Annotated in this window: 20 protein-coding genes and 1 tRNA gene; 4 read left to right on the top strand and 17 right to left on the bottom strand. The window is 70.9% G+C overall.

Annotated features, from left to right (window positions below):
* Positions 1-21 precede the first annotated feature (21 nt).
* Complete coding sequence (locus HJG52_RS15040; RefSeq protein WP_171244425.1) at positions 22-2406, top strand: (Fe-S)-binding protein; 2385 nt, start codon at positions 22-24, stop codon at positions 2404-2406.
* 2 nt (positions 2407-2408) lie between these two features.
* Here HJG52_RS15040 and HJG52_RS21730 read toward each other — a convergent pair whose 3' ends face one another.
* From HJG52_RS21730 to HJG52_RS15065, 5 genes are all read right to left on the bottom strand, one after another.
* Positions 2409-4835 carry a LuxR C-terminal-related transcriptional regulator gene (locus tag HJG52_RS21730; RefSeq protein WP_171244426.1) on the bottom strand — a complete coding sequence of 809 codons (2427 nt, stop codon included), beginning with the start codon at positions 4833-4835 and terminating at the stop codon, positions 2409-2411.
* Between the two features lie 309 nt (positions 4836-5144).
* Entirely contained in the window at positions 5145-6077 is a 933-nt protein-coding gene (locus tag HJG52_RS15050; protein WP_171244427.1) for an ABC transporter substrate-binding protein, read from the bottom strand.
* Positions 6078-6114: 37 nt separating this feature from the next.
* On the bottom strand, positions 6115-6933 hold the full coding sequence (locus HJG52_RS15055; RefSeq protein ID WP_171244428.1) for an ABC transporter permease: 819 nt from the start codon (positions 6931-6933) through the stop codon (positions 6115-6117).
* Positions 6930-7577 (bottom strand): ABC transporter permease, encoded by a 648-nt coding sequence (locus HJG52_RS15060; protein WP_171244429.1) that lies wholly within the window; start codon positions 7575-7577, stop codon positions 6930-6932. Before HJG52_RS15060 ends, HJG52_RS15055 begins: the two co-directional genes overlap by 4 nt.
* 1 nt (position 7578) lies before the next feature.
* Positions 7579-8697, bottom strand: a complete 1119-nt coding sequence (locus HJG52_RS15065; protein WP_171244430.1) for an ABC transporter ATP-binding protein — start codon at positions 8695-8697, stop codon at positions 7579-7581.
* A 73-nt stretch (positions 8698-8770) separates the two neighbouring features.
* Here HJG52_RS15065 and HJG52_RS15070 point away from each other — a divergent pair, with 73 nt between their 5' ends.
* Positions 8771-10222, top strand: a complete 1452-nt coding sequence (locus tag HJG52_RS15070; RefSeq protein ID WP_171244431.1) for an aromatic amino acid lyase — start codon at positions 8771-8773, stop codon at positions 10220-10222.
* A 3-nt stretch (positions 10223-10225) separates the two neighbouring features.
* Here the strand turns inward: HJG52_RS15070 and HJG52_RS15075 are convergent, their stop codons facing one another.
* Together HJG52_RS15075 and dcd are read right to left on the bottom strand one after the other, a co-directional pair.
* A complete protein-coding gene (locus HJG52_RS15075) occupies positions 10226-10843 on the bottom strand; it encodes a dienelactone hydrolase family protein (RefSeq protein WP_171244432.1) in 618 nt (205 codons plus the stop codon).
* Positions 10844-10909: 66 nt separating this feature from the next.
* Positions 10910-11485: a dCTP deaminase gene (gene dcd, locus HJG52_RS15080; protein WP_171244433.1), complete on the bottom strand. Its 576-nt coding sequence runs from the start codon at positions 11483-11485 to the stop codon at positions 10910-10912.
* A 95-nt stretch (positions 11486-11580) separates the two neighbouring features.
* Here dcd and HJG52_RS15085 point away from each other — a divergent pair.
* A tRNA-Gly gene (locus HJG52_RS15085) sits at positions 11581-11651 on the top strand.
* Between the two features lie 316 nt (positions 11652-11967).
* On the opposite strand, the gene HJG52_RS15090 is transcribed toward HJG52_RS15085, so the two are convergent.
* Both HJG52_RS15090 and HJG52_RS15095 read right to left on the bottom strand, forming a co-directional pair.
* Positions 11968-12624 (bottom strand): copper resistance CopC family protein, encoded by a 657-nt coding sequence (locus HJG52_RS15090; protein WP_171244434.1) that lies wholly within the window; start codon positions 12622-12624, stop codon positions 11968-11970.
* Positions 12625-12740: 116 nt separating this feature from the next.
* Complete coding sequence (locus HJG52_RS15095) at positions 12741-13373, bottom strand: hypothetical protein (protein ID WP_171244435.1); 633 nt, start codon at positions 13371-13373, stop codon at positions 12741-12743.
* Between the two features lie 171 nt (positions 13374-13544).
* Here HJG52_RS15095 and HJG52_RS15100 point away from each other — a divergent pair, with 171 nt between their 5' ends.
* Positions 13545-16310, top strand: coding sequence for a glycoside hydrolase family 84 protein (locus HJG52_RS15100; protein WP_206070864.1), 2766 nt, complete (start codon positions 13545-13547; stop codon positions 16308-16310).
* Here HJG52_RS15100 and HJG52_RS15105 read toward each other — a convergent pair.
* From HJG52_RS15105 to HJG52_RS15140, 8 genes are all read right to left on the bottom strand, one after another.
* Positions 16297-17577: an MFS transporter gene (locus HJG52_RS15105; RefSeq protein WP_171244436.1), complete on the bottom strand. Its 1281-nt coding sequence runs from the start codon at positions 17575-17577 to the stop codon at positions 16297-16299. The genes HJG52_RS15100 and HJG52_RS15105 overlap by 14 nt on opposite strands.
* Positions 17574-18173 (bottom strand): helix-turn-helix domain-containing protein, encoded by a 600-nt coding sequence (locus tag HJG52_RS15110; protein ID WP_171244437.1) that lies wholly within the window; start codon positions 18171-18173, stop codon positions 17574-17576. The genes HJG52_RS15105 and HJG52_RS15110 overlap by 4 nt, the downstream gene beginning before the upstream one ends.
* A 176-nt stretch (positions 18174-18349) precedes the next feature.
* A complete protein-coding gene (locus tag HJG52_RS15115; protein WP_171244438.1) occupies positions 18350-18535 on the bottom strand; it encodes a hypothetical protein in 186 nt (61 codons plus the stop codon).
* On the bottom strand, positions 18532-18774 hold the full coding sequence (locus HJG52_RS15120) for a hypothetical protein (RefSeq protein ID WP_171244439.1): 243 nt from the start codon (positions 18772-18774) through the stop codon (positions 18532-18534). Before HJG52_RS15120 ends, HJG52_RS15115 begins: the two co-directional genes overlap by 4 nt.
* 14 nt (positions 18775-18788) lie before the next feature.
* Positions 18789-19223 (bottom strand): ArsR/SmtB family transcription factor, encoded by a 435-nt coding sequence (locus tag HJG52_RS15125; protein WP_171244440.1) that lies wholly within the window; start codon positions 19221-19223, stop codon positions 18789-18791.
* Positions 19224-19237: 14 nt separating this feature from the next.
* The gene (locus tag HJG52_RS15130) at positions 19238-19903 is read right to left on the bottom strand and encodes a vitamin K epoxide reductase family protein (RefSeq protein ID WP_171244441.1); all 666 of its coding nucleotides are present in this window, start codon (positions 19901-19903) and stop codon (positions 19238-19240) included.
* Entirely contained in the window at positions 19884-20555 is a 672-nt protein-coding gene (locus tag HJG52_RS15135) for a thioredoxin domain-containing protein (protein ID WP_171244442.1), read from the bottom strand. Before HJG52_RS15135 ends, HJG52_RS15130 begins: the two co-directional genes overlap by 20 nt.
* Before the next feature lie 132 nt (positions 20556-20687).
* Positions 20688-21218, bottom strand: a complete 531-nt coding sequence (locus tag HJG52_RS15140; RefSeq protein ID WP_171244443.1) for a hypothetical protein — start codon at positions 21216-21218, stop codon at positions 20688-20690.
* Positions 21219-21295 lie beyond the last annotated feature (77 nt).

Raw genomic sequence — 21295 nt, forward strand, 5'->3', positions numbered from 1 at the left:
GTGCCCATTAGAGTGGCCGGCATGTCTGCGCTCCAGGTCGTCGCCCTCGTGGTGACCATCCCCGTGACGCTCGTGGCGGTCGCGTTGTTCGTCCGCACCATCAACCGGTCGTTCGTCGCGACGTTCAAGCTCGGCCAGCCCGACCACTCGCGCACGAACGACCCGGGCCGGCGCACGCTGACGCTGGTCCGCGAGTTCCTCGGCCACACGCGCATGTCGCGGCTGCCGGTCGTTGCGGTGGCGCACTGGTTCACCATGATCAGCTTCGGCGTGCTGTTCTTCACGCTGGTCAACGCGTTCGGCCAGCTGGTCAGCCCGGAGTGGACGCTCCCCCTCATCGGCCACTTCCCGCCGTACGAGTGGGTCACCGAGTTCTTCGCCTGGACCGGCCTCGTTGGCATCCTCACGCTGATGGCGATCCGGCAGCTGAAGAAGCCGAGCCGCGCGCAGGGCGAGGGCGGCCGCCGGTCCCGCTTCTTCGGGTCGACGTTCTGGCAGGCCTACTACGTCGAGCTCACCATCCTCGGCGTCACCCTGTGCATTCTCACCCTGCGCGGCCTCGAGTACGCGCTCGGCAAGGCCACCGGCGCAGACACCGCCACCGCACTGCACTTCCCGATGACCGCGTGGCTCGGCGGGCTCTTCGACGGCCTGTCGGTCAGCGCCCTCGAGAACGCCATCGTCGTCGTCGCGGCCGTGAAGATCCTCATCTCGTTCGCGTGGATGATCACCATCGCGCTCACGCCGACGATGGGTGTTGCGTGGCACCGCTTCCTCGCGTTCTTCAACATCTGGTTCAAGCGTCACGCCGACGGCCGCACGTCGCTCGGCGCGCTCCAGCCGATGCTCGTCGACGGCAAGCCGCTGGACTTCGAGAACATCGAGGAGCTCGACGAGGACGCCGCGCTCGGCGTCGGCAAGGTCGAGGACTTCACCTGGAAGGGCCTGCTCGACTTCACCACGTGCACCGAGTGCGGCCGCTGCCAGAGCCAGTGCCCGGCGTGGAACACCGACAAGCCGCTGTCCCCCAAGCTGCTCATGATGACGCTGCGCGACAACGTCCACGCGCGCGCCCCGTGGCAGCTCGCGTCCGAGTCGGCCCGCGCCGAGATGGGCGAGGACGCGGCCAAGCTCCAGGAAGTGCCCCTCATCGGAGACACCGGGTATGCCGCGTCCGCCGCCAAGGGCGGGGACGGCACCCATGGCGTCGTCCCCGACATCGGCGCGCTCGCGGCATACAACCCGCACGGCCCCGACGCGGTGATCGACCAGGACGTCCTGTGGTCGTGCACCACCTGTGGCGCGTGTGTCGAGCAGTGCCCGGTCGACATCGAGCACGTCGACACGATCGTGGACATGCGCCGCTACCAGAACCTCATCGAGTCGGCGTTCCCGTCCGAGCTCGGCGGCCTGTTCAAGAACCTGGAGAACAAGGGCAACCCGTGGGGCATGAACGCCCGCGCGCGGATGGACTGGGCCAAGGACCTGCCGTTCGAGATCAAGGTGCTCGGCCAGGACGTCGAAAGCGCCGACGACGTGGACTACCTGTTCTGGGTGGGCTGCGCCGGCGCCTACGAGGACCGCGCCAAGAAGACCACCCGCGCCGTGGCTGAGCTGCTCGACCAGGCGGGGGTGACGTTCGCGATCCTCGGCGACGGCGAGACCTGCACCGGTGACTCGGCCCGCCGAGCCGGCAACGAGTTCCTCTTCCAGATGCTGGCGCAGCAGAACGTCGAGACGCTCAACGAGGTCGGCGCGACCAAGATCGTCGTCACGTGCGCGCACTGCTTCAACACGATCAAGAACGAGTACCCGCAGCTCGGCGGCAAGTACGAGGTCGTGCACCACACGCAGCTGCTCAACCGGCTCGTGCGCGAGAAGAAGCTCGTGCCCGTCGCCCGCCCGGCCGAGGTGCCGGGCAAGTCGAGCAACAAGAACGCCGCCTCCACCGCGGAGTCCGTGACCTACCACGACCCCTGCTACCTGGGCCGCCACAACGGCGTCTACGCCCCGCCGCGTGAGCTGATCGGGGCCCTGCCCGGTGTCGAGCTCAAGGAGATGGAGCGCACCAAGGAGAAGTCGTTCTGCTGCGGCGCCGGCGGTGCCCGCATGTGGATGGAGGAGAAGCTCGGCACGCGGATAAACGTCAACCGCACCGAGGAGGCCATCGGCACCGGCGCCGAGCGGATCGCCATCGGCTGCCCGTTCTGCCGGGTCATGCTGAGCGACGGCCTCACCGCTGCCCAGTCCGAGGGTCGCGGCGAGGACGTCGAGGTTGTCGACGTCGCCCAGATGCTGCTCGCCGCGGTCAAGCGTCCCGAGCCACCGGCCGAGGACGCCGCTGCCGAGCCCGAGCCGTCGGACCCGGCACCGTCCGACCCCGACCCGGCACCCCAGCCCGCCTGAGTTCAGGCGACCTCGGCCATCAGCGCCGCCAACTTGGCGCGCGAGCCGATGTCGAGCTTGCGGTAGATGTGCGACAGGTGCGCGTCCACCGTGCGGGGTGAGACGAACAGCTCCTCGGCGATGCGACGGCTCGTGAGGCCCTCGGCCACCAGCTCGGCGACGGCGCGCTCAGCCTTGGTCAGCGAGTCGAGCGGGGTGGCCACCATCGGCCCGGGGAAGGCCGGGCGGAACAGCGCGGGGATCGCCGCCGCGCCCGCGACGGTCAGCCTTCCCTGCATGACCCACCCGAGCGGGCAGTCCCCCGGCACCCCGGCGACGTACGGCACACCCGGCCGCGACCGGCCCACCGCTCCGCGGGAGATCCGCAGCGCGGCCGCCGCACCGGACAGCTGGGTGTGGGCGGGCTTGCCCTGGGCGCGCAGGAGGGCGGCCAGTGCGTCGAGCACGTGGGCGACCTGGATCGGCATACCGATCTCGGCAGCGCGCCGAAGCGCCGACAGGTAGGAGCTCTGGGCCTGGTCGGGTTCGCCGAGGACGACCAACGCGTCACCCACGAGCGTGCGCGCCTCGACGGCGTCCCGACCGAGCCGGCTGCTGTCGGCCAGCACGACGACGTCCGCGGCCCGCCCCGCCGCGCGGGCCGGGTCCACCGGCAGCAGCTCCCTGGCCTCCTGCAGTGCCACGACGACCCGCACCGCCCAGGGCAGGTGCTCGGTGTCCACGACCTCCCCGGGCTCACCGGTGATGTGGCGCAGCAGCGTGTCGGCGAGCAGGGCGATCCGGTCCTCGTGGATCGCGACGGCCTGGTCGCGCGCATACTGCGCCAGCGACTGCGCCTCGACGACCCGGCCCTGCTCGAACGCGATCCGGGCCTGCAAGGTCAACGCGGACAACGAGATCCAGCGCTCTTCCTCCGGCGGCGAGTCGTGGATCAGCTGGGCGAGCTGCTCGGCTTCGTCCCAGTCGCCGGTGGACACGAGGACGTCCATGAGGGTGCGGCGGGCCTGCCGGATGACGTAGTCGCTGCCGTCGAGGGTGAGGGCCCGCTCGGCGTCGGCCCGGGCCTGGGGCAGGTCCCCGGCGTCGAGGTGCATCTCGGCCCGGATGGCGGCGTTGCGCGCCTGCTCGAGGTCGCGGTCTGCCTCGGACTCCAGCGCGTTGGCATGCTCCTCCGCGCGGTCGAGCAGGCGCACTCCCTCGTAGGTCCCCCGCACCTCCGAGGCGCAGATGCCGGCCCGGCGGGCGAGCTGCGAGCCCACGAGCGGTGGCCCGTCGCCGCTGTCGAGCACCGCCTCCAGCAGCTCCACGGCCTCGCGTGGCCGCATCGCGGTGTACAGCGAGGAGAAGGCGCGGTTGGCCAGCTCGTAGCCCTTGTCGCGGGTGGCCGGGTGCGCGCAGGCGTCCGCGACCGAGGCCGCCACCAGCTCCACCTCCGACAACCACGGCTGGTCCGACGCCCCAGTGAAAAAGTCCGCCGGCAACACCCGATCGGCCCACCGCACCAGCCCGGCGCGGGCTGCGACGTCGTCACCGGACGCCGCCGCCAGCGACCGGCCCACCTCGCGCAGGGGAGCCAACATCCCGAACCGGCCGTCCGCGCCGACTTCGACGAGGTTGCGCCGCGTCAACGCGCCTGCCAGCTGCACCGCCTGCGGGCGCGACACCTCGCACACCTCCGCAAGGACGTCGAGGCTCATCGGCTGGCCGACCGCGGCCAGCCGCCGGAAGCACTGCTGCTCATCGGGACCCAGCAGGGCGTGGGAGGCGCGCACGGCGTCCTCCATGGACTGCACCGGCACGACGTCGGACACGCCTACGAGCGCGATCTGCGCCGCCAGCTGCTCGATCAGCAACGGCAGTCCGCCACTGGCGCTGAGCAGCTTGCGCAGGGTGGCCTCGTGCTGGTCGAGGTCGACGAGGTGCCCGCCGGCGGTCGCGATCCGCGACAGGAGCAGCTCCAGCGCCGGGCCGTCGAGCGGCTCACTCGGCTCGGGCACCTTGAGCGGGGCGAGCCGCAGAACCCGCTCGTGCGGTCGCCGGGCCATCGTCTGCGCGGTGCACAGCAGCCGCCAGGTGGCGGCGTCCTCGAGCAGGTCCGTGAGCAGCTCGCCGAGACCGTCGATGGCGTCGACGCCGTCGAGCACCAGCAGCACGTCCCGGCCGTCGAGGGCACGCTTGAGGGCCAACGTCGGCGAGTCACCGGGGATTCGTTCGCCTTCGAGAGCCTCGAGGCACGACTCGACGACCGACTCGCGGGTGTCGCCGGCGGAGGCGCGCACCCACACGCGGGCCCGGGCGCCGAGGGTGTGCTGCGCGACGAGTGACTTGCCCGAGCCCGGCGCACCGGTCAGCGTCACCCAGCGGTGCTCGTCCACGAGGTTGCGCAGCTGCGCGATGACCTCGTCCCGACCGATGCACGGAGTGAGCACGAACTGAGGCTATCGACACCTACGGGCGCAATATCGGTGGTTTCACTGATGTCCTGCGGAAAGCGCCGCGGCAGGCTACTTCCCGAGGCAGGAACCAGCACCACCGGGCGGCGAGGAGGGGCGTCACCCGCGGAGCCGGTTCCGCTCCTGGTGGGAGGGCCAGCACGAAGGGCCGGGTGGCGTTCTGGGGGAGCGCCACCCGGCCCTTCGAGGTGGAGGCCGGCTCGCCGGACAGCACAAAGGCGGGGTATGCCGCGGCGCTGGCTCCGCGGCATACCCCGCCTCACGCGTGGGTCGGGTCGACTCCCGTCAGCTGAGCCCGGCCTGGCTGAGGAAGTCCTTGGCCACCACGTCGGCGTCCTTCTTGTCGACGACCACCTGCTTGAGCAGCTTGGTCAGCGTCTCGGTGTCGAGCTTGGCCGACACGGCGTTGAGGGCCCCGGCGATGGTGTCGTTGCTCTTGGACTTGGTGATGAGCGGCACGACGTTCTGGGCCGCGAACATGTTCTTCGGGTCCTCCAGCGCGACGAGGTCCGCGGTCTGGATGTTGGGGTCGGTGGTGAAGATGTCACCGGCGTCGATCTGACCGTTCTTCAGCGCCTGCAGGGTGAGCGGGCCACCGGCGTCGAGCGGGCGGAACTGCTTGAACTCCAGGCCGTAGATCTGCTTGAACCCGACCAGGCCGGTGATGCGGGTCTTCCACTCCGGCGGGCCACCGACGACGAGGTCCTGGCTCTTGCCCTTGAGGTCCTCGATCGACTTCACGCCCAGCTCGTCGGCCTTGGACTTCTTCATGACCAGGGCGTCCTTGTCCTCGGCGGCCGACTTGTCGAGCACGGTCAGCGTGCCCGGCAGGACACCCTTGAGCTCGGTGTAGACGGCCTCGGAGTCCTTGCCCGGCATGTCCTTCTTGAAGTAGTCACGCAGCACACCGGTGTACTCGGGGATGAGATCGATCGAGCCGTCCTGGAGGGCCGGGATGTAGGCCTCGCGGGCACCGATGTTGAGCTTCTTGTTGACCTTGACGCCCTTGGCCTCGAGGGCACCAGCGTAGATCTCGGCCAGCAGGGCGCTCTCGGGGAAGTCGGCCGATCCGACGGTGATGGCGCTGCTGTCCCCGCCGCCGCCCGAGCTGGACGACTTGGTGGCCAGCGGGTCGCCGCCGCCGGAACCACCGCAGGCAGCGGTGCCGAGCAGGGCCGCCACGACGGCCACGGTCACGCTGATTCGCTTGAGCTTCATGGGTTCTGTTCCTCCCGGAGGGTCGACGGACGGCCCGTCAACTGGGTTGGCTGTCCACGGTACGCCGCGGATCGGAAATCTCTACATCGAGGGGGGTATTTGACCGACCGGCGGACTCCGCGGACCCCGATACCCCGTCGGAGCGGCCGCGCCGCGACGCCGAGGTGCGCCGACCGGTGAGCCCGGGCGACACGGCATACCGCTGGATCGTGCCCAGCAGCAGGTCGACGACGAGCGCGAGGATGGCGACCACGAGCGAGCCGCCGGCCATCTGCGGGTAGTCACGGATCTTCTGCCCGTCGATGAGGAACCGCCCGAGCCCGTCCGCGCCCACCACGGCGGCGAGGGTCGCGGTGGCGATGACCTGCAGGGTGGCCGAGCGGAAGCCGGAGAAGATCAGCGGCATGGCGTTGGGGATCTCCACCCGGCGCAGCACCTGCATCCCGGTCATGCCCATGCCCTTGGCCGCGTCCCGCGCGGCCGGGTCGACGCCCTCCACCCCGGCGTAGGCGCCGGCGAGGATCGGCGGGATGGCGAGCACCGCGAGCACGATGAGGCTGGGCACGACGAAGGCGGCCGAGCCGGAGCTGCCCGAGAACTTCGGGAACAGCCACAGCACCATGAGGAACAGCAGGCCCAGGCTGGGGATGGCGCGGGCGGCTGCGGCGAGGTTGACCCCGAAGAACCGCCCGCGACCGGTGTGCCCGATGGCCAGGCCGGCCGGGATCGCAATGAGTGACGCCACGAACAGCGCGATGGCGGAGTACCAGAGGTGCGTGAGGATCTGGTTCGGGATCGAGCCGGGGCCCGACCAGTTCACCGGGTCGGTCAGCCACTGCCAGGTGGAGGCGATCATGCGCGGGCTCCCGTCGCGCGCAGCCACGGCGTGAGCAGCCTGGTGACGACCAGGATGACGGCGTCGAAGAGCAGCGCGAGGACGATGCACGCGACGATGCCGACGACGATGGGGTCGTAGAACTGTCGGTTGAAGCCGTCGCTGAAGAACAGGCCGAGCTGCTGCACGCCGATGACGGTGCCCACGCTCACAATGCTGACGTTGCTGACGGCGGCGACGCGCAGACCGGCCGAGATGACGGGCACCGCGAGGGGCAGCTCGACCGCGAAGAACCGCTTGCCCGGTGTGTAGCCCATGGCCGTGGCGGCGTTGGTCACGGCACCCGGCACCGAACCCAGCCCGTCGGCGACCGTGCGGACCAGCAGCGCCACGGTGTAGAGGGTCATCGCCACGATGACGTTGAAGGGGTCGAGGATGCCGCGGCCGGTGACGAGCGGCAGGATCACGAAGAGCGCGAGGCTGGGGATGGTGTAGAGCAACCCGAACCCGGCGGTGAACGGGGCGTAGAGCCAGCGGAACCGGCGCGCTAGCCAGCCGAGCGGCAGGGCGATCAGCAACCCGAGCAGCAGGGGTAGCCCGGCCAGGACGGCGTGCTGGCGCCCGAGGTCCCAGACCTCGCCGAGGTGGTCGATGAACCAGGTCATGTCAGGCCGCCGGCGCCCCGGGGTTGTCGGGGTTCTCGACCACGGGGCGCTCGGCCTCCTCGATCGCGGTGAGCACCTCGTGCGGGCGGACCGTGCCGACGAGGGCGCCGGAGTCGTCGACGACGACGCCGCGCCGGCTGGGGCTCGAGAGCGCTGCATCGAGCACCGCACGCAGCGGGCCGCTCGCTCGGGCGACGGTGCCGCCGCGGTGGAGTCGCTCGCTGGTGACCTCGCCGTCGATGCGCCGCGGCTCGACCCAGCCGAGCGGGTGGTTGTCACCGTCGACCACGAGCACCCAGTCGTCGTCGACGTCGCGCGCAGACTCGCCGAGGGTGATGGTGCGCTCGGAGGCGAGCGGCAGGCGCGGCGCGGCCTGGAAGGACAGGCCGCGGTAGCCACGGTCGCGTCCCACGAAGTCCGCCACGAAGTCGTCGACCGGGTGGGCGAGCAGGTATGCCGGCTCGGCCAGCTGGGCGAGGTAGCCGCCGACGCGCATGACCGCCACCTGGTCGCCCATCTTGATGGCCTCGTCGATGTCGTGGGTGACGAAGATGATCGTCTTGCCGAGGTCGTCCTGGAGCCGCAGGAACTCGTCCTGGAGCTGGTCGCGCACGACCGGGTCGACCGCGCTGAACGGCTCGTCCATGAGCATCACCGGCGGGTCCGCCGCGAGGGCGCGCGCGACCCCGACGCGCTGCTGCTGGCCACCGGAGAGCTGGGAGGGGTAGCGCTTGGCGTAGTCCGCGCCGAGGCCGACCTGCTCGAGCAGCTGCATCGCCCGGTCGCGGGTCTCCTTCTTGCCCATGCCCACGAGCCGCGGCACGGTCTCGACGTTGTCGAGCACGGTGCGGTTGGGGAAGAGCCCGGCGTGCTGGATGACGTAGCCGATGCCGCGGCGCAGCTCGGACGCCTTCATCCGCCCGGTGTCCTTGCCGTCGAGGCTGATGGTGCCCGAGCTGGGCTCGATCATCCGGTTGACCATCCGCAGGGAGGTCGTCTTGCCGCAGCCGGACGGCCCGACGAGCACGGTGATCTTGCCGGTCGGGGCCTCGAGGGTGAGGTCGTGGACGGCGACTGTGCCATCGGGGTACTTCTTGGTCACGCCGTCGAACACGATCATGCGAATCAACCTAACTGGTGGGTCGGACGATGTCGCCTACACCAAGGTAGGGATTGCCGGTGATACTGGCGCGGTGAGCGAGGATCCGGTGCTGCTTCAGGGGTCAGGGCTCGACCTGTCCGCCCTCGCCCGCGTGGCCACGGGCGTGTCGGTGGCCGTCGACCCGACCGCCCTGGAGCGGGTCGCGGCCCACGCCGCAGCCGCCCTCGACGTCGCCGACCGGCGCGAGGTCTACGGCCGCACCACCGGGGTCGGCGCGGCCCGCGAGCAGCTCACCGACGGCGCGGACGGGCACGGGCTGGGATTGCTGCGTTCGCACGCTGCCGGGTGGGGCGAGGTGTATGCCGCGCCGACGGTCCGCGCGGCCCTCGCCGTGCGGGTCAACCAGCTGCTCGTGGGCACCTCCGGCGCGCGCACCGACCTGGTGACCGCCGTGGCCGCGCTCGTGAACGGACCCGACGACGACCTGCCCGTGGTCCACCGCCTGGGGTCGCTCGGCACCGGTGACCTCACCGCGCTCGCCGAGGTGGGGCTGGCGCTCGCCGGGGAACGCCCACGCGCGGGTGGCGAACGCCGCACCGACCTCGCGATGGGCGCCGACGACGCCCTGCCCCTGATGTCGTCGAACGCGTTCACGGTCGCCGAGGCCGCGTTGCTGGCTGACGAGCTGGAACGACTGACTGATGCCGCCACGGTGGCGTGCGCACTGAGTTTCGTTGCGCTGCAAGGCAATCCGGAGTCCTTCAGTGAGACCGCCGAGCAGGGTATGCCGTTCGCGGGCTCGCGCTCGGTGGCGTCGGCACTGCGTTCCCTCCTCTTCGACGAGGGGCTCGCGCCGCAGCACATCCAGGACTTCTTCGGGTTGCGGACGTGGCCGCAGGTACACGGCGCCGTCGTGGATGCGGTCGCGCAGCTGCGGGCGGTGGTCGAAGCGATGGCCAACGCGGGGTCGGAGAACCCGCGGTTCGGACTCGAGGACGCCGGCGTGGTGGCCCACTTCGGCGGGTTCCATGCGGCACACCTGGCTGTGGCCGTCGACGCGACCCTGTCGGCGCTGGTGCGGTCGGCCCAGGCGGGCACGTCGCGTATCTCGCACCTGCTCACCGACCGCGACTCGGACCTGCCGCTCTTCCTCGCCGGCGAACAGGCCGGGTCGTCAGGGGCGCTCGTGGCGGAATACGTTGCCACGTCTGCACTTTCGATCGTTCGTGAATGTGCTGCCGCGCCTTCGTCCATCCACTCGGCGCACGTCTCGAGAGGCATCGAGGACGACGCCTCGTTCGCACCCCAGGCGACGGCCCGGCTGGGACGTGCGCTCGCGGCATACCGGCGCCTGGTCGCGGTCGAGCTGGTCTGCGCGACCCGCGCGGTGCGGTTGCGCGGCAGGATGCCGAGAGGTGGGCTCGCGCCGGCATGGCGGGTGGTCGAGCGGTTGCCGGACGACGTGGACGACCGCGACCTCAGCGGCGACTTCGAGCTGGCGGAACGGTTGTGCGACGAGCTGTGCGCCGCGCCCAGTCCGTGAGGCTCAGTCAGTGAGCAGCTGGCGCACGAGGTAGTCGGCGGTCCGCTGGTGCCACTGCGACGCCTGCCGCAGCATGGCGTGGTCACCGCCGCTGACTGACTCGTAGGTGACGTCGACGCCTCTCGCGGCAAGGGCTTCGGCGTAGGCCTTGGAACGCTTGGGCGAGGTCATGCGGTCACGGGTGCCGTGCCTGATGAGGACGTGCAGGCCGGGGTGGCTGCGCACCGGGTCCTGCGGTTCGACCCACGGTGCGAGCGCGGCGATCGCGCGGACCCGCTCGTCCCCGCCGAGCTGGAGGGCGACGCGGCCACCCATCGAGTGGCCGAGCAGCCCGAGCGGCAGGTCGGGGTGGCGGCCGGTCACCTGCTCGAGCGCGAGCTCGGTGTCACGCAACGGACTGGCCGCGGCACCGTTCCAGCCGCGTACGGCATACCGGATGGCTGCCACCGCGATGCGGCCGTCGCTGGCGTCGGCGAGCGCGCCCGCGAACGGTCGCATCCGCAGGACGGCCGTCTGCCATTCGCGGACCGGCGCCTGGCTGCGGTCGCGGCCGCCGTGGAGCACGAGGACGACGGCGCTGGGCCCATCGGGCTCGACGGGCCAGGTCAGCTGTGCGGGCAAGCGGTGCTCCTGCGGTACGGGCGGTGGTGTCGGGCACGATTCGACACCGACCGGTCCGCGGATGGGTCAGACGTCGATGGCACGGAAGTTCTCGTGCGACTTGCTCGCGGTCGGGCCGCGCTGGCCCTGGTAGTGGGAGCCGTACTTGCTCGAGCCGTAGGGGTTGTCGACGGGGCTGGAGAGGCGGAAGAAGCAGAGCTGGCCGATCTTCATGCCTGGCCACAGCTTGATGGGGAGAGTGGCGACGTTGGACAGCTCGAGGGTGACGTGGCCGGTGAAGCCGGGGTCGACGAAGCCTGCGGTGGCGTGGGTGAGCAGGCCGAGCCTGCCGAGGCTGGACTTGCCCTCGACGCGGGCGGCGACGTCGTCGGGGAGGGTGACGACCTCGTAGATGGAGCCGAGGACGAACTCGCCGGGGTGCAGCACGAACGGCTCCCCCTGGTCGACCTCGACGAGGCGGGTGAGGTCGGGCTGTTCCTCGGAGGGGTCGATGTAGGGGTACTTGTGGTTGTCGAAGAGCCGGAAGAACTTGTCGAGGCGCACGTCGACGCTGCTCGGCTGGATCATCTCGGGGTCCCACGGGTCGAGGACGACGCGTCCCTTGTCGATCTCGGCCTTGATGTCGCGGTCGCTGAGCAGCACGTGCAGAGACTAACGCGAGGCCCTCGCGGGGGTGGTCTGGCGGGGCTGCGGTGTCGGTTAGACTGCCTGCCGCACCACCGGATCCGGTGGTGCACGCCGATGTAGCTCAATGGTAGAGCGCCAGCTTCCCAAGCTGGACACGCGGGTTCGATTCCCGTCATCGGCTCGCATTGCAAGGGCCCCCAGACACGCTTTTCCGTCTGGGGGCCCTTTGCAATGCGACTCAGAGGCAGGCCGGGAATCGGGAGGAGGCCGCCCGCGAGCGAAGCGAGCCGCGGGCCGACGGCTCCCGTCATCGGCTCAGAAAAATTGATGGCCCCGACACGCTTTTCGTCGGGGCCATCAATTTTTCTGAATGGAAGTCGCGCCGGGAATCGGGAGGAGGCCGCCCGCGAGCGAAGCGAGCCGCGGGCCGACGGCTCCCGTCATCGGCTCCCGCGACAGCGACCGCGAAGGGAGCCGCGGGCTGACGACCCAGGGGCTCAGTCCTCCTGGCGTCGGTTGCGGGCCAGCAGCAAGGCCGCGGCACCACCGAAGACGAGGACCACGGCGGCACCGAGCGCGATGAGCACGCCGGTGCGCGAGCCCTTGTCCCCGTCGGTCGACCCCGGCGCGGCCTGGGCGCTCGCGGTCGGGCTCGAGGTCGGGCTCGCAGTGACGGTTGGCGTCGCGGCACCGGTGGTGGCGGTGGGTTCGGGCGACGTGGTCGTCGAGGGCGCAGCCGCGGTGGGCGCGGCGGCTGCGGTGCGGGTGGTGAAGCCGAACGTTCCGGAGATCGGGTGACCGTCCTCGGACGTGACGCGCCACGAGACCTTGTACGCGCCGGCGGGGGCCTGCGCCGTCTTGACCTTCTGGCTGATCATGCGGTCGCCGATCGTGGGCTTGCCGTCGGACACGACCGCGCCGGTCGGGTCGGTGACGCGGACGACGGCTCCCGGCTCGAGCGGCTGTTCGTTGAACGACAGCGTGACCTCGCCCGGCAGCGTGGGCACGGTGCTGGAGGCCTTGGGGCTGGTGGACTTCAGTGCCGAGTGGGCGGACGCCGGGCCACTGCCGAGGGTGAGCACGGCGAGGACTGCCAGGACCAGGACGAGTGGGTATGCCGCGTGGCGGCGGGGGTGGGTGGGCAGGCTGAACATGTACGAAAGTCCTTACGACGATTGGGGGTCCGCGGCCACAGTCGAGGTGGAGCGGAAGGGGGTGGGTCGTCTGCGACCGGCAGCGGCCACCCGCACGTCGGGTCGGACGGTCCGGGTCAGCCGAGGGTCGCGAGGGACAGCGGTGGGCCCCGACGACCCACTCCGCCGAGGACAGGTTCACGACGTGGACGGGCGGGCGCCTGCCACGCCACCCGGAGGGCGCGCGGCCTGACCGGAGGCCGCACCACAACTCGCCAACGGGGCGCCACGAGTGCGGCCAGGAACCAGACTGCAGCCTCCCCGCGCGCCAACAGGAGCCCGAGCAGCACGGCGGCCACCGAGTGCGCCAGGAACATCGCCCAGCCGCCACCCATGGAGTGGTCCATGCCCTGCATGGCCGCGCCCGTCACGGACGAATCCGCGCACACGGCAACGGATCCCGCCACGTGTCCAGCGTGTTCAGGCATCGCCGGGACACACGCCACAGCCGTGGGCTGGGTGAACTCGAACGCACGGTGCAGCACCAGCTGCGAGCCACCCAGCAATGCGACGACCGCGACCGGACCGAGTCGTCGGCCGGTCACGAGCACCGACCCGGTGAACACGAGAAGGAGGATGGCCGCCGACCAGGCGCCAGCCGGCATACTGCCGCCTCCGGCGAGGTGGGCACCCGCGGCGAGGGAGAAGGCGCTCACCGCCAGACCCGCCGCCCGCGCCAGGCGCACGGCTCCCTGGGCTGGCGACTGCATGCCTCGAGCCTAGCGATGTCGGTATTTACGAACTCCATACCCCGCGAACCGTGGCGATCCCGCCCAAAGCGGTCTAGCGTCGGGCGATGTGACGCTTGACCTTGATCGCTTGTGACCCATATCGATCAGATCCAGTCATCAAAACGGTCAGCACCCGCGGAGGAGTAGCCCATGACCACCCGACCGTCCGCCACCGCCCACCGCCTCCGACCGCGACGAGCCGGCATGGTCACCGCCGCATTCACCGCCATCGCTGCGGCCGGCGCCATCCTCTCATCGGTCCCCGCCGCAGCGGTGCCGGCCGCACCCACGGCGGCCACCTCCGACCCACCACAGGTGCTCCCCACCCCGCAGCAGATGACACTGGGCGGGCCGCGAGTGCCGCTGTCGGGACGCGTCACGATCGTGACGGGTGACGCACCCGACCCGGCCGCCGTCGACGTGGTGCGGGGAATCGTCACCGCCGCCGGGGGCAGGGCCGTCGTCTCGGCATCGTCCTCGGGCCAGGGCAAGGAGGTGTGGCTGGGAACCGTTCAGGGCAACCCGGGCATCTCGCGCGTGGTGTCAGGCATGGGCAGCAAGGACGCAGCCGACCTGCGGCCCGAGGGTTACGTGCTGGTGAGCGGCCGCTATCAGGACCGACCGGTCATCGCGCTCAACGGCGTGGACGAGCGCGGCACGTTCTATGCGGCACAGACCCTGCGCCAGCTGGTCCAGGCCGGTCAGGTGCCCGGGGCGTCCATCAGGGACTGGCCCCTGATGCCGATCCGCGGCGCCATCGAAGGGTTCTACGGCATCCCGTGGTCGCACCAGGCACGACTCGACCAGTTCGAGTTCTACGGCCGGCACAAGATGAACACCTACATCTACACGCCCAAGGACGACCGCCTCCTGCGCGCCGAGTGGCGCGAGCTGTACGACGGCCCGGCCCTGGACCGGATGCGTGAGCTCGTGACCGGCGCGACGGCCAACAAGGTCGACTTCACCTTCGCACTCTCACCCGGAAACGACATCTGCTACAGCTCGCAGGCCGACTTCGACGCGACGATCACCAAGTTCGAGCAGCTGCGCGCCCTCGGCGTGCGGTCCTTCTACATCGCCCTCGACGACATCCCGTTGCGCTTCACCTGCGACTCCGACCGGCAGAAGTACCCGAACACCGGGGACTGGCACTGGCTCGCCGACGCACAGGCCGACTACCTGAACCGCATCCAACGCGAGTACCTCGAGCCGAAGGGCCTGCCCGCGCTCCAGACGGTTCCGACCAACTACAGCGGCTCCGGCGAGGACCCCTACAAGGGAGAGTTCGGCGAGCGCCTCGACGACGACGTGCGCATCCAGTGGACCGGCGAGGGCGTCTTCTCCGACACGATCACGGTGCCGTCGGTGACCCGGGCCGCCCAGTCCTACCGCACCGACCACCTCTACATCTGGGACAACTTCCCTGTGAATGACGGCCGCCGCGGGCGACTCTTCCTCAACCCGCTCACCGGTCGGGCACCCGACCTCTACCAGCACATCGACGGCTTCACGTCCAACCCGATGATCCAGCCGTACGCCTCACTGCCCGCACTGGCGGGTTACGCCGACTACACGTGGAACGGCCCGGCATACGACCCGGCAGCCTCCATGCGCGCGGTGCTCGACGAGCTGGCCGGACCCAAGGACTCCGTCCGCACCGCACTGCGCACGTTCGCCGACCTCAACCAGAGCTGGCCGTACCGGAAGGCGGTCGTGTATGCGCCCGAGCTGAACGCGGACGTCGACGCCTTCTGGGCGGCCAGGACCGGCGGCGGGTCAGGTGGCTCGACCGCCCTGATGAGCCGGCTCGAGCGCATCCGGGCGCTCCCCACCACCCTCACCGCCATGGCCCAGCCCGGCTTCGCCTCCGACGCCGAGCCGTGGATCACTGCCGCGTCGCAGTGGGCGACGGCCCTGCGGCACGAGGTCGCGATGCTGGAGGCGATCGACGCGGGCGACGGCGTCCCCGCGACGCGTGAGTACCTCGCCGCCCAGGAGTGGGCTGCCAAGGCCAAGCAGCCCACGGTCGACGACCAGGGCGGCGACGGCACCGTCCGCAAGGACGTGATCGTCCCCGCCGTCGGCGACGGCACCTTCGAGGCCTTCGTCGCCAAGGCCGAGGCGGAGTACGTGAAGTGGCTCGGCGCCACGCCGGTCAGCACACCGGCATACCCGGCCACCGCGTCGAGCTCCATGGGCACCTATGGCGGCAACGCCGTCAGCCGCATGGTCGACGGAGACCTGTCGACGCTCTACTGGTCGAACACCGCAGGCAACGCCGGCAGGTGGGTCCAGGTCGACCTCGGATCCGTGAAGCCGGTCGGTGACGTCGAGATCCACCAGGCCGACAACGACACCGAGACCGGCGACATGTTCTACAACGCTGCGCTGGAGTACTCCACCGACGGGACGACGTGGAGTTCGGCAGGCACCTTCTCCAGTTCGCCTGTGGTGCGCTACACCTTCGACGCCCCAGCCCAGGCACGGTACGTCCGACTGCGCGCGGCCGCTGACAACCCCGGCGGACAGTGGGTCAAGATCCGCGAGTTCACGGTGAGCCCGCCCTCGACCGCCTACGAGACCAATGTCCGGGCCAAGCCGGGATCGGGCGCCGGCCTCGCCTTCGACGCCAACCCCGCGACCGCGTTCGTGGCAGCGGCGGCACCCGTGGAGGGAGCGCACCTGACCGCCAACGTGACCCCGGCACAGTCGGTGAACGAGGTCGTCGTGGTGGGCACGGCGGCCGGTGAGGTCCAGGTGCGCCGGGGCGACACCTGGACGACCGTCGGCGCCCTCGACCCAACCGCGCCCTACGCGAAGTTTGCGGTCGACCCGGCGTGGCAGGTGAGCGGTGTCCGGCTGCTGTTCAGCCCGGGGTCCGCCCCACCGGAGGTGCGCGAGCTCATCGTGAGGTGAGAGGGTCGGGCTGGACCTCGTCGAGGTCGTCGATCGTGCGAGTGCGCGCGATCGGCGACCCGATGAGCCACAGGACTGCGAGCGCACCGCCGACGCCGGCGAGCACGAGCGTCGGTTCGACGCCCAGCCACGCGCCGAGCAGACCGCCGAGCACCGCCCCCAGCGGCCGGATGCCGTAGTTGATGGTCGAGAAGGCGCCGACGACCCTGCTGCGCAACGCATCCGGGATGACCGCGGTCTGCAGGGCGTTGAGCGGCACGTCGAGCCACATGACGCCGAAGCCACTCACGAACTCGACCGCACCGAGCACTGCCGCCCGGCTCCACGTCGACCCACCCGCCAGCGGCAGAAAGGCGTACGGCACCGAGAAGAGGACGACACCGGTCATGACCGTGCGGCCTACGCCGATGACCTTGACGGCGCGGCTCGCGGTGATCGCACCGAGCGCGCCACCGGTGGCGCCGATGCCGAGCGCGAGACCGATGACCCCGGCCGACAGGCCCAGGTGGCGGCTCGCGAAGAGGATCACCAGTGCCGACGCGACGAAGTTGAAGAAGTTGATCGTGGTCACGCAGGCCAGTGACGCCCGCAGGTAGGGGTGGCGCCCCACGAACTGCAGACCGGCCCACGCCCGCCGACCCAGGGAGCTCGCGTCATCCCTGACGACCGGCTGCTCCTCCACGCGCACGCCGCGAACCATGAACGCGGAGAACGCGAACGACAGCGCGTCGACCAGCACCGCCACCGGCGCGGTGAGCCACTGGATCAGCCCACCGCCGAGGGCCGGGCCACCGACGAAGGACAGGGACCGTGTGGTGCTGAGCATGCTGTTGGCTTCGACGTACTGGTCACGGCGGACCAGTGAGACGAAGAACGGCGCGTATGCCGTCTGGAACAGCACCTGCCCCAGTCCGGCCACGAGGGCGACGACGAAGAGCTGTGCGATGGTGACGACGCCGAACCAGTGGGCGACCGGCAGCGACAGCAGCACGAGGCACCGCAGCAGGTCGGCCGCGACGATGAGGCGCTTCTTGTGCTGCTGGTGGTCGACCCAGCTGCCGATGAGCAGCGACACGAGGTTGGGAGCCCAGACGGCGGCCGTGAGGAACCCGACCACCGGCGCGCTGGCGTGCAGCGACGTGACGGCGATGAGCGGGATCGCGAGCTCGGTGATGCGGTCGCCGAACTGCGAGACACCGTCTCCGACCCAGAAGCGGACGAACCTGCGGTCGCGTGAAAGTCGTTGTGGCGCAGCGGTATCGGTCACGATGCGTCCTCGTCGTCGTCCTCGTCGACCCGCTCCGCTTCCGGCAGCACGTACCGCAGCATTCGCACGGATCGCGCGTCGACCGGTTTGTCCCCGCTGCTCTTGCGACGCACGTAGGGGGCGATCAGGTCCTCGATGGCGCTCTCCAACGCGGCCAGCTCGTCAGCCGTGACCTCGAACGTGGTGTTCGACAGGCCCGCAGAACGACGCCACTCGATGTCGAGCAACGGCTCGACCTCACGGGCCCACTGGGCTGGCAGGCCGGCAGCCTGCTCCATGAGCACCCCACCCAGCACCTTGGCCGCGTCGAAGTCCTCCTCGGAGCTGGCGGCGAACCGGAACCCGGTGCCGACCGCCTCCCACCACCGTTGGCGCCCGTCGCCCTCCACCTCGGCGTCGCGCACCAGGCCGTGCTCGGCCAGGTGGCGCAGGTGCCAGCTGGTCACGGACGGGGTGGCGCCCACGAGCGGCGCCAGCGCGGTCGCCGTGCTGGGGCCGCTGTTCTGCAGCTGGTGCAGGATCGCCAGCCGCACCGGGTGCGCCAGCGCCCGCATCCCCCGCGCCCCCAGCTCGATGTCGCCATACGGGTTGGCCATCGCGCACCCCTTGCCAAGTTGTGAGAGAACCCTTTCGAGAGGACTCTCTCACAATGCCCAAGTCCGCGTCCACCCCCGAAATCACGTCCTGAACCAGCCCGGTCGGGTCGGCCAGGTGGGGCTGGAGGGGTGTGGGCGGAAACCCGAGGAAGCGGCTTCCGGAGCGACGAACCGGCTCAGTCGGCCGGGGAGGCCATCCAGACACCATGGCCGGCGCACGTCGCGGGCACGGTCACGCCCGCGACCTCGAGCGGCTCCGCAGCCACGCTCGACGGCGCCGGCTCCAGCGCCACCCCGCCACCAAGCCTGACCTGGTCACCCACCCGCAGCTCGCCCCGGTTGCCGGGCACCGTCACCGTCACGGGTCGTCGTCCACAACTGTGGTTCCGTGCGGCCAGACCACGACCTGCTCCCCTGCGCCGAGGCAGCCGTCCAGCACTGCGAGCGGCCCCTCGAGCAGCGCGTCAGCTCCGTCGGACTCAGACCGCCCGACGAAGACCTGCGTCCCGTCCGCCGCCTCCATCGTCTGCGCGCCGCCGCCACAGCCCGCGAGCGCCAGCGCGACGAGGGCGAACCCGACACCGACCGGGACCCCACGCATGCCGCACCTCCGCGCTAGTGGCGAACACCCGGCATACCGGGGTCTTGTCCCTCACTCGACCCCTCGTGGCCGACGTGCTCGCGGGTGAGGTCGAGCAGCATGCGGACGTGGGCGTCGGCGAGGCGGTAGTAGACGAGCCGGCCGTCGCGGCGACCCGTGACGACGCCCGAGGCGCGCAGCAGCCGCAACGACTGCGACACCGTCGCCTCCTGGGTCGCGGTCGCCGCAGCGAGGTCGCACACGCACAGCTCCCCCACCTCGAGCAACGCGTACAGCAGCCGCGCCCGCGTCGGGTCACCGAGCAGCTTGAACAACGCGGCCGCCTGACCGAGCGACTCCGCCGGCAGCGCGGCGTCGACCGCGAGCTGCACGCGGTCGGGGTGCACGACGCGCTCGACACAGGCATCGAGCCCGAGCACCGCCTCGTCCGCCGCCGTCGTCCTTGCCATGCTCGAAGGGTAGGTCAGACCAGCGTCTGCCAGTAGTACCAGAACCGCTCGGCGATGAGCCCGGCCACCGCCACGACCCAGATGACGCCGATGACCATGGCCCACCCGGGCAGCCCGCGCACCCAGCCCGGCAGGCGCGCCGGGCTCGTGCGGATGAGGTGCGACACCACCGCGAGGAACGCCGTCACCGTGCACACCCAGACGACCATGCAGTAGGGGCACAGGGCGTTGATCTCGTAGAGCGACTGCGTGATGAGCCAGTGCACGAACACGAGCCCGAACGTCGTGCCCGCGAGCATCCCCCACCAGTACCAGCGCGCGAACCGAGCGCCGGCCACCAGCGCGAGCGCGATCGCGACGAGGGCACCGAAGGCCGCGACCCCGATCATCGGGTTCGGGAAGCCGAAGACGCCGGCCTGCTCGGAGTTCATGACCGATCCGCAGCTCACGACCGGGTTGAGGCTGCACGACGGCCGGTATGCCGGGTCCTGGAGTCCGCGGATCTTCTCCAGCAGGAGCGTGAAGGATGCGATGAGCCCGAAAGCCGAGCTGAGGGCGAGGGCGACGACGACCGCTCGCGACGGACGCGCCGATGCCTCGTGGCCGTCCGCGCGGTCCGCCTGCTCGTCGTCGCTCACCGGCTCCGCGGCCGGCGCGACGTCACTTCGCGAGGGCGGCATCGATCTTGGCCTCGAAGTCCTGCACCGACTGCGGCTGGATCATGGTGCCGTTGAGGAAGAAGGTCGGGGTGCCCTGCACGCCGAGGGCGACACCGTCGTTGCGGTCGGCCTCGACGCGCTTCTGGGTGGCCGGGTCGGCGACGGCCTTGTCGTATGCCGCGAGGTCCAGTCCCAGCTCCTGGGCGAACTGGCGGAACAGCGGCGCCCTGCTCTCCTGCTGCTCACCCCACTGCGCCTGGGTGTCGTACATCTTCTTGTACATGGGCTCGAGTTTGCCCTGCTGCGCTGCGGCCTCGACAGCGACCGCGGCATTCATCGAGTTCTGGTGGCTCGGGATCGGGAAGTAGCGCAGGACGAAGGTGACCTTGCCCTCGTACTTCGCGCGCAGGTCCTCCACGACCGGGTATGCCGCCCGGCACGCCTCGCACTCGAAGTCGAGGAACTCCACGACCGTCACCTTGCCGTCGGCTGCGGTCTGCAGCCGGTGGCTGTTCTCGCGCACCAGGGTCGCGGCATCGACGGCGCCCCCGCCACCGCCGCCACCGCCACCGGGGCCGCCTGAGCCGCGGTCGGGTGCGAACGCCAGGACCGCGCCGATCACCCCCACGAACAGCGCGACGATGACACCGGACACGAGGACGTTGCGTTTCACAGCGAGGAAGCTCCGTTCGGGAGGCGCGGCAACAGGGCGCCTGGGGTTCGGACGTGGCGTTGCGGCAACGAGCGGACCGTCGGGAAAGGTTCCTGAACGGCGGTAAGGGACCAGCGCCTCAGTGCGAGCGACTCAGTTCGGGACGATCCAGGTCAGCACCCAGATGAAGCCGATCACCGCGAACACGACGAACAGGGCCGCGAGGATCATCGCGATGACCACGGCGCCGTCCACGCCGTTGCTGTCATCGTCGGCGCCCGGCTCGACGCCACCCTCGGCCCGGGGCGTGGCCGGCGCCGGCGTCACCGCGTCGGCCCGGCGCCGCAGGGCGTCGACGCGCGCGTTGCCCTCGTGCTCACGCACGGGCCGCGGCAGGGAACGCCACATCGCCGGGAAGTCGTCGGCATACCGCTCCCGCCACGCGGCGATCGCGGTGTCCACGTCGGCGCCGCGCCGGGTCGTGCCGAACCAGGCCGCGCCCGCGGCCGGCAGGTCACGCATCGTCTCGTGCACCTCGCCCAGCAGCTCCAGCGCCGGCGGGTCGTAGGCGCGGGCCAGGTGCGTGACGAGCGCCTCGCGCGCCTGCCACTCGCGGCCGGCGGCCAGGTCGGCGCGCGCCTGCGCCACGACGCGGCTGCCGTCGTGCGGATCCTGCCCACTCATGGGACGCGAGTATGCCGCCTGCTCGCCGACCGTGCCGCGCGGGCTCTCGCGACCCGCTGGGTCGGCACTGCGGGCCG

This window comes from Knoellia koreensis, assembly GCF_013041615.1.
Taxonomy (GTDB): domain Bacteria; phylum Actinomycetota; class Actinomycetes; order Actinomycetales; family Dermatophilaceae; genus Pedococcus; species Pedococcus koreensis.

Excerpts from the sequence above, each read along its gene's own strand:
- HJG52_RS15140 (WP_171244443.1), bottom strand. The coding sequence starts at position 21,218 with ATGAGTGGGCAGGATCCGCACGACGGCAGCCGCGTCGTGGCGCAGGCG.
- HJG52_RS15090 (WP_171244434.1), bottom strand. The coding sequence starts at position 12,624 with ATGTTCAGCCTGCCCACCCACCCCCGCCGCCACGCGGCATACCCACTC.
- HJG52_RS15130 (WP_171244441.1), bottom strand. The coding sequence starts at position 19,903 with ATGCCGCCCTCGCGAAGTGACGTCGCGCCGGCCGCGGAGCCGGTGAGC.
- HJG52_RS15095 (WP_171244435.1), bottom strand. The coding sequence starts at position 13,373 with ATGCAGTCGCCAGCCCAGGGAGCCGTGCGCCTGGCGCGGGCGGCGGGT.
- HJG52_RS15120 (WP_171244439.1), bottom strand. The coding sequence starts at position 18,774 with ATGCGTGGGGTCCCGGTCGGTGTCGGGTTCGCCCTCGTCGCGCTGGCG.
- HJG52_RS15050 (WP_171244427.1), bottom strand. The coding sequence starts at position 6,077 with ATGAAGCTCAAGCGAATCAGCGTGACCGTGGCCGTCGTGGCGGCCCTG.
- HJG52_RS15060 (WP_171244429.1), bottom strand. The coding sequence starts at position 7,577 with ATGACCTGGTTCATCGACCACCTCGGCGAGGTCTGGGACCTCGGGCGC.
- HJG52_RS15065 (WP_171244430.1), bottom strand. The coding sequence starts at position 8,697 with ATGATCGTGTTCGACGGCGTGACCAAGAAGTACCCCGATGGCACAGTC.
- HJG52_RS15110 (WP_171244437.1), bottom strand. The coding sequence starts at position 18,173 with ATGGCCAACCCGTATGGCGACATCGAGCTGGGGGCGCGGGGGATGCGG.
- HJG52_RS15040 (WP_171244425.1), top strand. The coding sequence starts at position 22 with ATGTCTGCGCTCCAGGTCGTCGCCCTCGTGGTGACCATCCCCGTGACG.
- HJG52_RS15055 (WP_171244428.1), bottom strand. The coding sequence starts at position 6,933 with ATGATCGCCTCCACCTGGCAGTGGCTGACCGACCCGGTGAACTGGTCG.
- HJG52_RS15125 (WP_171244440.1), bottom strand. The coding sequence starts at position 19,223 with ATGGCAAGGACGACGGCGGCGGACGAGGCGGTGCTCGGGCTCGATGCC.
- HJG52_RS15100 (WP_206070864.1), top strand. The coding sequence starts at position 13,545 with ATGACCACCCGACCGTCCGCCACCGCCCACCGCCTCCGACCGCGACGA.